This is a genomic window from Streptococcus sp. 20925_1_22 (genome assembly GCF_041431685.1).
In the GTDB taxonomy this organism is placed as follows: Bacteria; Bacillota; Bacilli; order Lactobacillales; family Streptococcaceae; genus Streptococcus.
The window spans coordinates 73,934-87,313 of sequence record NZ_JAPVYE010000002.1; the positions used below are offsets into that span (position 1 = coordinate 73,934).

The window sequence follows — 13,380 nt, forward strand, 5'->3', positions numbered from 1 at the left end:
AATGATTAGGAAGGTGCATTTTGCATATGAAAATGAATAAGAAATTACTTTTGGCTTCAACTGTTGCTTTGTCAGCATTGCCTTTGTTGACAACGCGAGCTGAGGAGCAGCCACAAAACTGGACTGCCAGAACAGTTGAGCAAATTAAAGCAGATATTACGAGCAATGAAAACCAACAAACATACACTGTTCAATATGGAGACACTTTGGGAAATATCGCCCAAGCGATGAACATTGATCTTGTTGACCTGGCTAAAATCAACCAAATTGCCAATGCTGACTTGATTTTCCCGGGTACTGTTTTAACTATTACAACAAATGGCCACAATGAAATTGCCTCTGTAGAAATCCAAAGTTACCAAGCAGGAAATAATGCAGGATTGGTAACAGAAGATTATACGGCTAGCGAGATTTTTGGTACTGAAGAAGCTGCTCCAGCAGCACCGGCTCCAGCAGCAGAAACTCCAGCTCCGGCTGCTGAGGAAGCTGTTGCGGCTCCAGCAGAGGCCGCACCAGCGCCTGCTGAAGCAGCTCCTGCACCAGTAGCAGAAGTTGCAAGTGAAGCAGCCCCAGCTGCGGAAGCAAATGCAGCCGCTCCTGTAGAAGCAGCACCGCAGCCAGTAGTTGCTGCAAGTCCAGAAGCTCCAGCAGAGGCGGCTCCAGAAGTGACTGAATTAGGCCAAGACCAAGTCAGTCAAGCAACTGCCGCTGTTGAGCCAACAACTTACAATGCTCCAGCTGTAACAGATGCTGCTAGCGTGACAACTAACAATCCTGCTAATGAAGGTCTTCAGCCACAAACTGCAGCTTTGAAAGAAGAAATAGCAGCTAAATATGGCATTACAGAATTTAGTCTTTACCGCCCAGGTGATAGTGGTGACCATGGTAAGGGCTTGGCAGCTGACTTTATCGTTGGTGACAATACTGAATTAGGAAACCAGGTCGCAGCCGATGTTACTTCTAACATGACTGAAAGAGGCATCTCTTACGTTATCTGGCAGCAACAGTTCTATGCACCATTTGAAAGCATTTATGGACCAGCTAATACTTGGAACCAAATGCCAGACCGTGGCAGCGTAACTGAAAACCACTACGACCACGTTCACGTATCTATGAATGAATAAGATGAATACAAGCCCAGAAATGGGCTTTTTTCTGATATTCTCTGTGAAAAAGCGAGAATTTTCTGATAAATTTTGGTATAATAAAGCGAACTACAGATAAAGGATGAGAAAGAATGACCTTAGTTTATCAATCAACACGCGACGAAAAGAATAGAGTAACAGCCAGCCAGGCGATTCTACAAGGCTTGGCAACAGATGGTGGGCTCTTTACGCCCATTACCTATCCGCAGGTCGATTTGGACTTTGCCAAGCTCAAAGATGCTTCTTACCAGGAAGTAGCCAAGTTGGTTTTGTCTGCTTTTTTGGATGATTTTTCTGAAGCGGAGCTGGACCACTGTATCAACCATGCCTACGACAGCAAGTTTGATGATGCGGCGATTGCTCCCTTGGTCAAGTTGGATAGTCAGTACAATCTAGAGCTTTTCCACGGAGCGACCATTGCCTTCAAGGATATGGCTTTATCCATCTTGCCTCACCTGATGACAACCGCAGCTAAAAAGCACGGTTTGGAAAACAAAATTGTCATTTTGACGGCGACTTCTGGCGACACAGGCAAGGCGGCTATGGCAGGCTTTGCGGATGTTCCTGGGACTGAAATCATCGTCTTCTATCCGAAAGACGGTGTCAGCAAGGTCCAAGAGCTGCAAATGACGACCCAGACAGGTGCCAATACGCATGTGGTGGCCATTGATGGCAACTTTGACGATGCCCAGACCAATGTCAAGCACATGTTCAATGACACAGACCTACGAGCTCGTCTCTTGGAGCATAAGCTGCAGTTTTCATCAGCTAATTCTATGAATATTGGCCGTTTAGTGCCACAGATTGTCTACTATGTCTATGCCTATGCTCAGCTGGTGAAGGCGGGAGAAATCACAGCGGGAGACAAGGTCAACTTTACCGTTCCGACGGGGAACTTTGGTAATATCTTGGCGGCCTACTATGCCAAGCAAATCGGTCTGCCAGTTGGCAAGCTAATCTGTGCATCGAATGAGAACAATGTCCTGACCGACTTCTTCAAGACTCAGGTTTATGACAAGAAGCGGAGCTTTAAGGTGACATCTAGTCCGTCCATGGATATTTTGGTTTCCTCTAACTTGGAGCGCTTGATTTTCCATCTGTCTGGTAACAACGCTGAGAAAACAGCTGCCTTGATGGCGGCTCTGAATGAGCATGGACAGTATGAACTGACGGACTTTGACGCTGGGATTTTAGAGCTCTTTGCGGCTGATTATGCGACAGAGCAAGAAACAGCTGCTGAAATCAAGCGGGTCTATCAAGCATCTGACTACATCGAAGACCCTCATACTGCCGTTGCGTCTGCTGTCTATCAAAAATATCTGGCAGAGACAGGTGATCAGCGCAAGACTGTTATCGCGTCTACCGCTAGTCCCTATAAATTCCCAGTTGTGGCCGTTGAGGCTGTGACTGGTCAAACAGGACTCAGTGACTTCGAGGCTTTGGAGCAACTGCACGAACTTTCTGGCGTAGCCTTGCCACCAGCTGTGGATGGCTTAGAAACGGCCCCAGTGCGCCACAAAACGACGGTCGCTGCAGACCAAATGCAGGCAGCAGTCGAGGATTACTTGGGATTATAAAAAACAAAAACATCAGCTTATTCATTGGCTGATGTTTTATAATCTATTTCAACACAATCAATTGCTTGCCAGCTAGGCTGTAACTGTCAGCTAGTGGCGCGATTGGTTTTTGAGAATCAATGGCTGGGTATTGAAGGTGCAACTTTTGCTTGTTTTTATTTTCGTAGACAGCCTCTTGACTGCTGAAGTTGATGACGATGGTCATACTCTCTTTCCTGTCTTGAATTTTGTACTCCAATAAACTCTCTGTCAACCAGTTGACCTGACAGGCTTGCTTGATAGCGGCGCTGGTCTTTAGATGCAGCAGCGGATGTGCTCTGCGAAAGGCAATCAGCTTTTTAAAAAAAGCAATGTCCTCTGTGTAATGCAGGGAGCGCAGCCAGTCTAGTTTATTGATTTCGTCAGGCATATTGTAGGTGTTGTCAATCAGATTTTTAGTCCGGAAAAATTCCTGACCACTGTGGATAAAGGGAACACCTTGAGCCAGCAGGACGAGTTGGAGAGCCAGCCGCGAATTGGCCAGCCGATCCCGCAGGGTGATAGCAGGGTTGACGATATCAAAGTAATCAAAAACCGTTGCATTGTCATGGCACTCGACATAATTAATGGCCTGCTGGGGCGCTATGAAGTGAGCCTCGCCTTTTAGACCGATATTGGCTGTCAGGACATTCTCAAGCTGACTGGCAGGAGTCTCGCTCTCGATTTGCCGGCCTTGAGCGATGGTCTGCTTGAGACTGTCACGAAAATGGTCGCTGAAGAACCCATAATCTGGCAGCTGTGCGGCATTGTACTGATGAGCCAAACGTTCACTTGCCAGCCCAGTATCCATCTGCCAGCCTTCACCGTAGAGATAGATGTTAGGATAGAGCGTCTTGAGTTCGTCGGCTATTTGCTGCATGGTTTGGATATCTAAAATCCCCATCAGATCAAAGCGGAAACCGTCAAAGCCATAGAGGCTGACCCATTGTTTGACCGACTGCTTGATATAGCGGCGGACCATGGCCTTCTCACTGGCTACATCATTGCCGCAGAAAGTTCCGTTGGTCCGGTAGCCCATGTCATTGAGACGGAAAAAATAGCCGGGCACGATTTTTTCAAAAGCATAGCTGTTGGCATCATAGACATGATTGTAGACCACATCCATGATGACGCTGATATCAGCATTGTGGAAGGCAGTAATGGCCGCCTGTAGCTCTAAGATGCGGGCATAAGGGTCTCGTGGGTCACTGGCAAAACTGCCGTCTGGGACATTGTACTGGACAGGGTCGTAGCCCCAGTTGTAGACGAGCTCTGGATGCTTTTCATCAACGCTGCCAAAGTCGTAGACAGGCAGAAGCTGCACGTGGCTGATACCTAGCTCTTTCAGATAGTCCAGACCAAACTTCTGACCGTGAACGACTGGAGATTCGCTCAGCGAGGCAAACTTCCCAGGATAGGAGAAACCAGCTTCTTTCTGCATAGAAAAATCGCGGACGCTCATTTCATAAATGACGGCTTCTGTCGGATTCAGCTGTGTTTTTGCTCGTTTGATAGGCTTTTTAATCTTGTCTAGATCGATGACATAGCTGTTTCCCGAATTGACATCTGAGGATAGGGCGTAGGGATCATGGACTTCCACCCACTTGCCATTGATCTTATGGAGATAAGAATAGGAGGCTCCCTCTAAATCTCCTTCAATCCGAGTATGCCAGACTCCCCTATCCAGACGTTTGAGATGGTGAACCTGGTCTTTCAGATGCAGGAGGACTTTTTCGGAAATGGGTGCCCAGAGTCTGAAATCGGTGGCTTGGGGACTGTACTGAGCTCCTAAATCGTCGCCTGCATAATCAAAAATCTCATCGAAAATAGGCTTTTTCACGATATGGCGGTACTGCAGGTCAGTATGGTTGCGGTCTTGGTCATAGACCTTGTAGGACTGCGTCAGGTCAATGGGCTCATTAGCCGACACGGTATAGATAATCCGCTCTTCCTGATTGTTGATGTTTTTGATAGTTAAAGGGCTGGAGCTGTGCTTGTCTTCCAGTGTAAAGTGGATGGAATAGGCATCAAAGCTCTTTTCCAGTTCGATAGTGATAATGTTTTCGTCATCTAAATAGGCTTGAAAAATACGAAAGGCCATGTTTTTCCTCTTTCTTTGTCAGTTTCTCTTCGGGTAATTGTTTTGAGTTTAGGGCTCTGCCCTGGTTGGGACAAGGCCGATATGTGAATCGTTGATGAATGAGCAAAAGCACTCGAATTAGCGAGTGCTGATGCTATGCGGGATCAACTGGCGATAGCAGATTTGCTTGTCTTCTTTATTGTCCTTGATGATTTGGAAGAGGGTCCGGAAAGACTCTTTCCCAAGCTCGAGGGCATTGATATCAATATAGGCATCCACATCAATGCGCGGTTTGATAGAATCAAAGGTGATAATAGGAATCTGGTAGTCCTGATCTTTGAGATAGTGCAGTGCTCCTTCTGCTACCAAGGTATCAGAGGTTACGATAGCTTCAATCTCATCCAGTGGCAGCTCTTCCATAATCTTGTAACTGTTGTCTTCCAGAAGGAAACCGAAGGCAAATTTGATAATGCGATCATCCAAAGGCCGGTCTGCTTCATTGAGAGCTTGCTTGTAGCCTGTGTAACGATCTTGGGAAACGACCAGCTCCTTATTCCCGGCCAGAAAGGCGATTTTTCGATAGCCCTTGTCAAGGAAGTATCTGGTCGCGTCATAACCGGCCTTAATATTGTCATTGTCCACCAGAGAGATGAAAGGTGAGACAGCTTTCCCAAGGATAAGGAAGGGGAAGTTGTTTCTGACTGCAAAGTCGACCAAAGGATCGTCCTGCTTAGAATAAAGGAAGATCAGTCCGTCTACTCGCTTTCCTAAAATCATCTGCTTCATATTTTCCAAGCGGTGCTCTTCATCTTGCCCTGTGCTAATCTGGATGGCATAGTCATAGTCAGAAGCAATCTGAGAAATCCCCCGCAACACAGTTGGGAAAAAAGGGTTTTGATAGAAGACATCTGAGTCGTCCGGCAGGACCAAGCCGATGACCTGGCTGGACTGGCTGACCAGACTTCTGGCATTGAGGTTGGGATGATAGTCCAGCTCCTTCATAGCAGCACGGACCCGTTTTTTAGTTTCTTCACTGATGGTTGATTTATTTTGCACGACGCGGGTCACGGTAGAGGGTGATACGCCTGCTAGTTTTGCGACTTCTTTGATAGTAACTCGCATAAAAACCTCCTAAAGGCCTGCATTTGCTGGAAATCCTTACGATAACATGAACTATTTTAAATCTACTAGTAGAAGCACTTGCTTTCTAAGAGTCATGCAAACCTGTGCCAAAAATAGCTAGCAACGACAGTGGTTTTGCCTGACTATTGTGGTCAAAAAAGCAAGTATGAGGCAGTTTCTCAGTAAACGCAAACGTTTTCTGTTTGTAAGAACATTTTAACACAAAAAGAGAACGCTTGCAAGAAGAGAAAAACGGTAAACAATTGGGGCAGTAGGAGAGTCCTAAAAGAGCATTATATCCATTAACCAATAAATTGAAAAAAATCTCAAAAACCCCTTGCACTAAAAAAAAAAATAGGTTATAATCAAGTCGACGCAAACGTTTGCATTAAGTAAAAATGAAAAGGCGTAGAGGAAAAATAACGAGGTGACAAAATGAAAAAACGTCAAAGCGGCGTGCTCATGCACATTTCATCCCTTCCGGGCAAGTACGGTATCGGATCTTTTGGCCAAAGTGCTTATGATTTTGTAGACTTCTTGGTTCGCACCAAGCAGCGCTATTGGCAGATTTTGCCACTGGGAACGACCAGTTATGGTGATTCTCCTTATCAGTCTTTCTCTGCTTTCGCGGGAAATACCTACTTTATCGATTTTGATGTTCTGATAGAAGAAGGTTTGCTGAACGAGGCAGATGTCAAGGGAGCTGATTTTGGAGATGATCCTAGAAAAGTGGATTATGCAAAGATTTTCGATGCTCGCCGTCCAATCATGGAAAAAGCAGTTGCTCGCTTCTTGAAAGCAGACGATCTGTCTGACTATGAGAGCTTTGTGGAGCAAAATGCAGCTTGGTTGGAAGTTTTCGCTGAGTACATGGCTATCAAAGAGCATTTTGATAATCTAGCTTGGACTGAGTGGCCGGATGAAGCGATCCGCCGCCGTGAGGCTGCTAGCCTCGCTTCTTATCGTGAGAAGCTGGCTGACAAGCTGACTTATCATCGTGTAACCCAGTATCTCTTCTTTAAGCAGTGGTTAAGATTAAAAGCCTATGCTAATGAACACCACATCGAGATTGTCGGTGATATGCCAATCTATGTGGCAGCTGACAGTGCTGATGTGTGGGCACAGCCGCACTTCTTTAAGACAGATGCTGTTGGCAAGCCAACTTGTGTGGCAGGTTGTCCGCCAGATGAATTTTCAGAAACTGGCCAGCTTTGGGGCAATCCTATCTATGACTGGGAAGCGATGGATAAGGATGGTTATGCTTGGTGGATTGAGCGTCTGCGTGAAAGCTTCAAGATTTACGACATTGTCCGTATCGACCATTTCCGCGGCTTTGAGTCTTACTGGGAAGTACCTGCTGGCTCAGAAACTTCTGCTTCTGGTAAGTGGGTCAAAGGTCCAGACTACAAGCTCTTTGCAGCAGTTAAGGAAGCCTTGGGTGATTTGAATATCATCGCAGAAGACCTAGGTTTTATGACGGATGAAGTGATCGAGCTGCGTGAGCGCACTGGTTTCCCAGGAATGAAGATTTTGCAATTCGCCTTCAATCCTGATGATGAAAGCATTGATAGCCCGCATCTAGCGCCAAATAACTCAGTCATGTATACAGGAACCCATGATAACAATACTGTTTTGGGCTGGTACAAGGATGAGATTGACGACGCTACTCGCCAGTACATGGCTCAGTACACCAACCGTAAGGAGTACGAAACAGTACCTCATGCAATGCTGCGCACAATCTTTGCTTCAGTCAGCTTTATGGCCATTGCAACCATGCAGGACCTGCTGGAATTAGACAGTGCAGCACGGATGAACTATCCATCCACAATTGGTGGCAACTGGACTTGGCGGATGACAGCTGAAGAGCTGAATCCAATCGTCGAAGGTGAGCTTTACAGCTTGACCAAGACTTACCGTCGTATGAATACCGATTTAATTAACAAATAAAGAATAGCTAACTAGGCTTGAAGGGATTAATCATGTCAAACTTACAAACTTATATCAAAAATACTTATTCAAAAAATCTTGCTGATTGCAGCAATGAAGAACTCTACCTGGCTCTTTTGAACTACACTAAATTAGCCAGCGCTCAAAAGCCAGTCAACACTGGTAAGAAAAAACTCTACTACATCTCAGCAGAGTTCCTGATTGGTAAACTTTTGTCTAACAACTTGATCAACCTTGGACTTTATGACGATGTGAAGCAAGAACTGGCAGATGCTGGCAAGGACTTGATCGAGGTAGAAGAAGTTGAGTTGGAGCCGTCTCTGGGTAACGGAGGCTTGGGCCGTTTGGCTGCCTGCTTCCTGGACTCTATTGCGACATTGGGTCTCAATGGTGATGGTGTAGGACTGAACTACCATTTTGGTCTTTTCCAACAGGTTTTGAAAAACAACGAACAGACAACTATTCCTAACTTCTGGCTGACTGAGCAAAACTGGTTGGTTCGCTCTAGCCGTAGCTACCAAGTGCCATTTGCTCACTTCACTCTGACATCTACTCTTTATGATATTGATGTGCCAGGCTACAAGACAGAAACCAAGAACCGTCTTCGTCTCTTTGATTTGGACTCAGTGGATGCGGATATCATCACAGACGGTATTGACTTTGATAAGACAGATATCGCTCGCAACTTGACCCTCTTCCTCTATCCAGATGATAGTGACAAGCAAGGTGAGCTGCTCCGTATCTTCCAGCAATACTTCATGGTTTCAAATGGTGCTCAGCTGATTATTGACGAAGCGATTGAAAAAGGCAGCAACCTGCACGACTTGGCAGACTATGCTGTCATCCAAATCAATGATACTCATCCATCTCTGGTTATCCCAGAAATGATTCGTCTCTTGACTGAACGTGGTTTGGATCTGGATGAAGCAATTGCCATCGTACAGAAGATGACTGCGTATACAAACCACACGATTCTGGCAGAAGCCCTTGAAAAATGGCCTCTGGAATTCTTGAAAGAAGTAGTACCGCATCTGGTACCAATCATCAAAGAGCTTGACAAGCGCGTTAAAGCTAAATACACAGATCCAGCAGTGCAAATCATTGATGAGGACGATCGTGTGCACATGGCTCACATGGATATCCACTATGGATACAGTGTCAATGGTGTTGCTGCTCTGCATACAGAAATCCTGAAAAACTCTGAGCTCAAGGCCTTCTACGATATCTACCCTGAAAAATTCAATAACAAGACCAACGGTATTACTTTCCGCCGCTGGCTCATGCATGCCAACCCACGCCTGTCTCATTATTTGGATGAGTTGCTGGGCCGCGACTGGCACCATGATGCAACTAAGCTCGAAGGCTTGTTGGAATTCACTGGCGCTGCAAATGTTAAAGAAAAATTGGAAAGCATCAAGGCTCATAACAAGCGTAAATTGGCTCGTCACTTGAAGGAAGCACAAGGCGTGGAAATCAATCCAGAATCTATCTTTGATATCCAAATCAAGCGTCTGCATGAGTACAAGCGCCAACAAATGAACGCTCTGTACGTTATCCACAAGTATCTGGACATCAAGGCTGGTAACATCCCTGCTCGTCCAATTACTGTCTTCTTCGGTGGTAAGGCTGCCCCTGCTTACACGATTGCACAGGACATCATCCACCTCATTCTTTGCTTGTCAGAAGTGATTGCTAATGACCCTCAAGTGGCTCCACACCTGCAAGTAGTTATGGTGGAAAACTATAATGTTACGGCATCTAGCTTCTTGATTGCGGCTGGTGATATTTCTGAGCAGATTTCCCTGGCTTCTAAGGAAGCATCTGGTACTGGTAACATGAAGTTCATGCTTAACGGTGCTTTGACTCTTGGTACTATGGACGGAGCGAATGTTGAGATTGCAGAGCTGGTCGGCGAAGACAACATCTACATCTTCGGTGAAGATTCTGAGACTGTTATTGACCTCTACGCAAAATCTGCTTATAAGTCTAGTGAGTACTATGCTCGTGAAGCTATCAAGCCATTGGTTGACTTTATCGTCAGCGATGAAGTATTGGCAGTCGGTAAAGCTGAACGCTTGGAACGTCTTTACAATGAACTGATTAGCAAGGACTGGTTCATGACCTTGCTGGATCTGGAAGACTATATCCAAGTGAAAGAGCGCATGCTGGCGGACTACGAAGACCGCGATGCATGGATGGACAAAGTCATCGTCAATATCGCCAAAGCTGGCTTCTTCTCATCTGACCGTACTATCGCTCAATACGAAGAAGAAGTATGGCACTTGAACAGCTAATATGATTTGAATTAAAAAAGCCGAGACAGCAGTGTTTCGGCTTTGATTTTTTAATCGAGGATATGAAAAAGGATTTAGTTATTGTGTGTGGTTCTGAAAAGGTGAAAGCCTCTTGGTCTTGTCAGCTTTTTCTTTTCGGTGTATAATAAGTGAAAATATTTCTTTACAGGAGGCGTTCATGAAAAAGAAACCAATTTATCTTTATGTTTTGCTGGGATTGTCAACCGTGGGAACCTTGTGGGAACTTTTTAGCAAGTTCACTTCTTCTGATGCTGGAGTGAAAAGCATTCTTAAGCAGATAGAAGAACCAGCAAAATCCCAGTATGCCACTTATTTTAGCAAAAGTGCAGAAGTGGCGAATTCGCTAGCCAATAATTTCTTTTTTTACGGGCACATCGTTCTCTTGATAGTGGCTCTTTTCTTCCTTTTTAGGAAAGATATATTTAAGGCCAATCTTATCTACATTGCCGATGTTCTTGTGGGCTTGATTTCGACAGCCTATGCTTATGTGGTATCAAAGGGAATTATAGCTTCTTCTTTTTCAGACTCAACTCTTCTTTCGGCACAGATGACGGGGCTGAATTTCTCCATCCTCCTTTCAGTAGTCATTAGCCTAATCTTCCTTTCCATCGTCATCTTTAAGCTAGTCCAGCAGCAAAAAGAAGCTGAAAAAGCAGAACTGGCTGCAAGCGAATAAGATTTGACAAATAACAGATAAGTGCTTACAATTTTAAGAAGCAATATCTGTTATTTTTTAGAATGGAGAGTAAAATGACAAAGGTTTCCTTGGTTTACATCAGCTTAAGTGGCAATACAGAGAGTTTCGTCCGTAGGCTGACAGACTATTTGCTGGAGCAGCATCCAAGCCTAGAAGTAGAGAAGATTCATATCAAAGATCTGGTAAAGGAAGGAATTCCCTTTTTTGAAATGGACAACCCTTTTATCGCTTTTCTGCCAACTTATCTGGAGGGTGGCAATGGTGTGGATAATGGTGATGTAGAAATTCTGACAACAGATGTGGGGGATTTTATCGCCTATGGTCAGAATGCCAGCAAGTGTCTGGGCGTCATTGGCAGCGGCAATCGAAACTTTAACAACCAATACTGTCTGACTGCCAAGCAATACTCAGAGCGCTTCGGATTTCCGGTTTTGGCCGATTTTGAAATGCGCGGCATGTTGGGAGACATTAAGAAGGTTGCAGGGATTATTGAAGAACTTTATCATATTGAAAAAAACGAAAACCAGTGAGGTTTTCGTTTTTTGATGTTCTAAATCAAGCTTACATCTTTTCTGGGGCTTCTACTCCCAGCAAACGCAGAGCTTCTTTGAGGACAACAGCTGTTGAGTAGCTGAGAGCCAGACGGCTGTCGCGCTCAGGGCTTTCGTCCAGAATCCGTGTGTGTGCATAGTATTTGTTAAAGGCTTGGGCCAGGCTGATAGCATATTTGGCAATCAGAGATGGTTCATAGTTATCAGCAGCACGCTTGACAACACGGCCGAAGTCTTGAAGCAGCTTGATAATTTCCCAGCTTTCTGGATCGTTTAGGCTGTATGTAGCCTCTGCATCTGGCTGGAAGTTCCCCTTACGCAGGATAGACTGGATACGAGCATAGGCATACTGGATGTAAGGGCCTGTTTCTCCCTCGAAGGAAACCATAGCTTCCAAATCAAAGTCGTAACCATTGCGGCGGTCAGTTTTGAGATCGTAGAACTTAACTGCTCCGACTCCAACTGCACGAGCAACAGCGTCCTTGTTTTCCAAATCTGGGTTTTTAGCTTCAATCTGGCTCTTAGCCCGGCTGATAGCTTCCAGCAGAGTTGGTTCGAGAAGGATGATGTTTCCTTTACGTGTAGACAGTTTTTGACGGTTCTTAGTCACCAGACCAAAGTCAACGTGAATCATGTCATCGCTCCAGTCAAAGCCCATCTTTTTCAGAACGGCCTTGAGTTGTCTGAAGTGGTTGGCCTGCTCTTGACCTACAACATAGACATTTTTGACAAAGTTGTAAGTGCGAGCCCGGTAGATAGCTGTTGCAATATCACGTGTGATGTAGAGGGTAGCACCGTCTGATTTTTTAATCATAGCAGGCGGAAGGTTAAAGTCTTCCAAGTCTACAATGCTAGCTCCTTTTGATTCCTGTAAAAGACCTTTTTCTTCGAGGATTTGAATCCCTTCGTCCATCTTGTCATTGTAGAAGGCTTCACCATTTAGACTGTCAAATTCGACACCTAGGAGTTCGTAGATACGGTTGAATTCCATCAGACTTTCGTCGCGGAACCATTGCCAGAGCTCAGTTGCTTCTGGGTCGCCATCTTCCAGCTTCTTGAACCAAAGGCGGCCTTCTTCATCCAGAGATGGGTCGTTTTCAATCTCGGCATTGATACGCACATAGAGTTTGAGGAGCTCGTCGATAGGGTTAGCTTCAACAGCTTCCTGGCTTCCCCACTTCTTATAAGCTACCATCAGGAGACCAAACTGTTTGCCCCAGTCTCCCAAGTGGTTGATTTTGATGGTGTTGTAACCAATCTTGCGGAAGATGTTGGAAAGAGCGTCACCGATAACAGTAGAGCGCAAGTGGCCGACTGAGAAAGGCTTGGCAATGTTTGGGCTGGATAGGTCAATGGTGACATTTTCTCCATTTCCTTCGTTCTGCTGGCCGTAGTCAGCTCCGTCTTTGATGACTTCTTTGATGACTTGGCCAGAAATTTCAGCCTTACTGAGGAAAAAGTTGACATAAGGACCAGTCGCAACGACTTTGTCAAAATGCGCTGTATCAATCTTTTCAGCGATGTCAGCAGCGATGATTTGAGGAGCTTTGCGCTCAGTCTTTGCCAGAGAAAAGGCTGGGAAGGCGATATCACCAAGTTCAGAGCTCTTTGGCTGCTCCAATAAATTTAAAATAGCGTCTTGATCAAGGTTGTCAATAACCTTGGCCAATTCGCCGGCAATCAACTGTTTGTTATCCATATTTGCTCCTTTGTGTCTTTTGTTATTATTTTATCACATTTTTCAAGGAATCTTCAATTTTTTTGGGAATAATTTTTGGGCTAATAGGAATTTTTCTGATATAATAAGAGGGATAAGAACCTGTATTTATAGATGAGTTTTCCATCTAAATGCTTCCTTTCCTGACACTCTTGGTTAAAGTTTTTTGTTTATTCTCAGAATTCCTGCAAATCTTTGCCTAGATTGATGG

9 protein-coding genes are annotated in these 13,380 nt (G+C 45.1%); 6 read left to right on the plus strand and 3 right to left on the minus strand.

Annotated features, from left to right (window positions below):
* The first annotated feature begins 26 nt into the window (after nucleotides 1-26).
* The gene (locus O3621_RS02845) at nucleotides 27-1,124 is read left to right on the plus strand and encodes a LysM domain-containing protein (protein WP_314448766.1); all 1,098 of its coding nucleotides are present in this window, start codon (nucleotides 27-29) and stop codon (nucleotides 1,122-1,124) included.
* 113 nt (nucleotides 1,125-1,237) lie between these two features.
* The gene (gene thrC / locus O3621_RS02850; RefSeq protein WP_032911804.1) at nucleotides 1,238-2,722 is read left to right on the plus strand and encodes a threonine synthase; all 1,485 of its coding nucleotides are present in this window, start codon (nucleotides 1,238-1,240) and stop codon (nucleotides 2,720-2,722) included.
* A gap of 43 nt (nucleotides 2,723-2,765) precedes the next feature.
* On the opposite strand, the gene pulA is transcribed toward thrC, so the two are convergent.
* Together pulA and O3621_RS02860 are read right to left on the minus strand one after the other, a co-directional pair.
* The gene (pulA, locus tag O3621_RS02855) at nucleotides 2,766-4,841 is read right to left on the minus strand and encodes a type I pullulanase (RefSeq protein WP_314449628.1); all 2,076 of its coding nucleotides are present in this window, start codon (nucleotides 4,839-4,841) and stop codon (nucleotides 2,766-2,768) included.
* 117 nt (nucleotides 4,842-4,958) lie between these two features.
* Entirely contained in the window at nucleotides 4,959-5,942 is a 984-nt protein-coding gene (locus O3621_RS02860) for a LacI family DNA-binding transcriptional regulator (protein ID WP_002905582.1), read from the minus strand.
* A gap of 435 nt (nucleotides 5,943-6,377) precedes the next feature.
* Between O3621_RS02860 and malQ the strand changes: the two genes are divergently transcribed.
* The 4 genes from malQ to nrdI all read left to right on the plus strand — a co-directional run bounded on the left by malQ (nucleotide 6,378) and on the right by nrdI (nucleotide 11,431).
* Nucleotides 6,378-7,889 (plus strand): 4-alpha-glucanotransferase, encoded by a 1,512-nt coding sequence (gene malQ / locus O3621_RS02865; RefSeq protein ID WP_314449627.1) that lies wholly within the window; start codon nucleotides 6,378-6,380, stop codon nucleotides 7,887-7,889.
* A 32-nt stretch (nucleotides 7,890-7,921) separates the two neighbouring features.
* Nucleotides 7,922-10,183 (plus strand): glycogen/starch/alpha-glucan family phosphorylase, encoded by a 2,262-nt coding sequence (glgP, locus tag O3621_RS02870; RefSeq protein ID WP_314449626.1) that lies wholly within the window; start codon nucleotides 7,922-7,924, stop codon nucleotides 10,181-10,183.
* A gap of 178 nt (nucleotides 10,184-10,361) precedes the next feature.
* A complete protein-coding gene (locus O3621_RS02875; RefSeq protein WP_314449625.1) occupies nucleotides 10,362-10,880 on the plus strand; it encodes a lantibiotic ABC transporter permease in 519 nt (172 codons plus the stop codon).
* Nucleotides 10,881-10,942: 62 nt separating this feature from the next.
* The gene (gene nrdI, locus O3621_RS02880) at nucleotides 10,943-11,431 is read left to right on the plus strand and encodes a class Ib ribonucleoside-diphosphate reductase assembly flavoprotein NrdI (RefSeq protein WP_002908478.1); all 489 of its coding nucleotides are present in this window, start codon (nucleotides 10,943-10,945) and stop codon (nucleotides 11,429-11,431) included.
* A 31-nt stretch (nucleotides 11,432-11,462) separates the two neighbouring features.
* Here the strand turns inward: nrdI and argS are convergent, their stop codons facing one another.
* Complete coding sequence (gene argS / locus O3621_RS02885) at nucleotides 11,463-13,151, minus strand: arginine--tRNA ligase (protein WP_371513594.1); 1,689 nt, start codon at nucleotides 13,149-13,151, stop codon at nucleotides 11,463-11,465.
* Nucleotides 13,152-13,380 lie beyond the last annotated feature (229 nt).

Coding starts and splice junctions, on each gene's coding strand:
- O3621_RS02845 (WP_314448766.1), top strand. CDS start 27: ATGAAAATGAATAAGAAATTACTTTTGGCTTCAACTGTTGCTTTGTCA.
- thrC (WP_032911804.1), top strand. CDS start 1,238: ATGACCTTAGTTTATCAATCAACACGCGACGAAAAGAATAGAGTAACA.
- pulA (WP_314449628.1), bottom strand. CDS start 4,841: ATGGCCTTTCGTATTTTTCAAGCCTATTTAGATGACGAAAACATTATC.
- O3621_RS02860 (WP_002905582.1), bottom strand. CDS start 5,942: ATGCGAGTTACTATCAAAGAAGTCGCAAAACTAGCAGGCGTATCACCC.
- malQ (WP_314449627.1), top strand. CDS start 6,378: ATGAAAAAACGTCAAAGCGGCGTGCTCATGCACATTTCATCCCTTCCG.
- glgP (WP_314449626.1), top strand. CDS start 7,922: ATGTCAAACTTACAAACTTATATCAAAAATACTTATTCAAAAAATCTT.
- O3621_RS02875 (WP_314449625.1), top strand. CDS start 10,362: ATGAAAAAGAAACCAATTTATCTTTATGTTTTGCTGGGATTGTCAACC.
- nrdI (WP_002908478.1), top strand. CDS start 10,943: ATGGAGAGTAAAATGACAAAGGTTTCCTTGGTTTACATCAGCTTAAGT.
- argS (WP_371513594.1), bottom strand. CDS start 13,151: ATGGATAACAAACAGTTGATTGCCGGCGAATTGGCCAAGGTTATTGAC.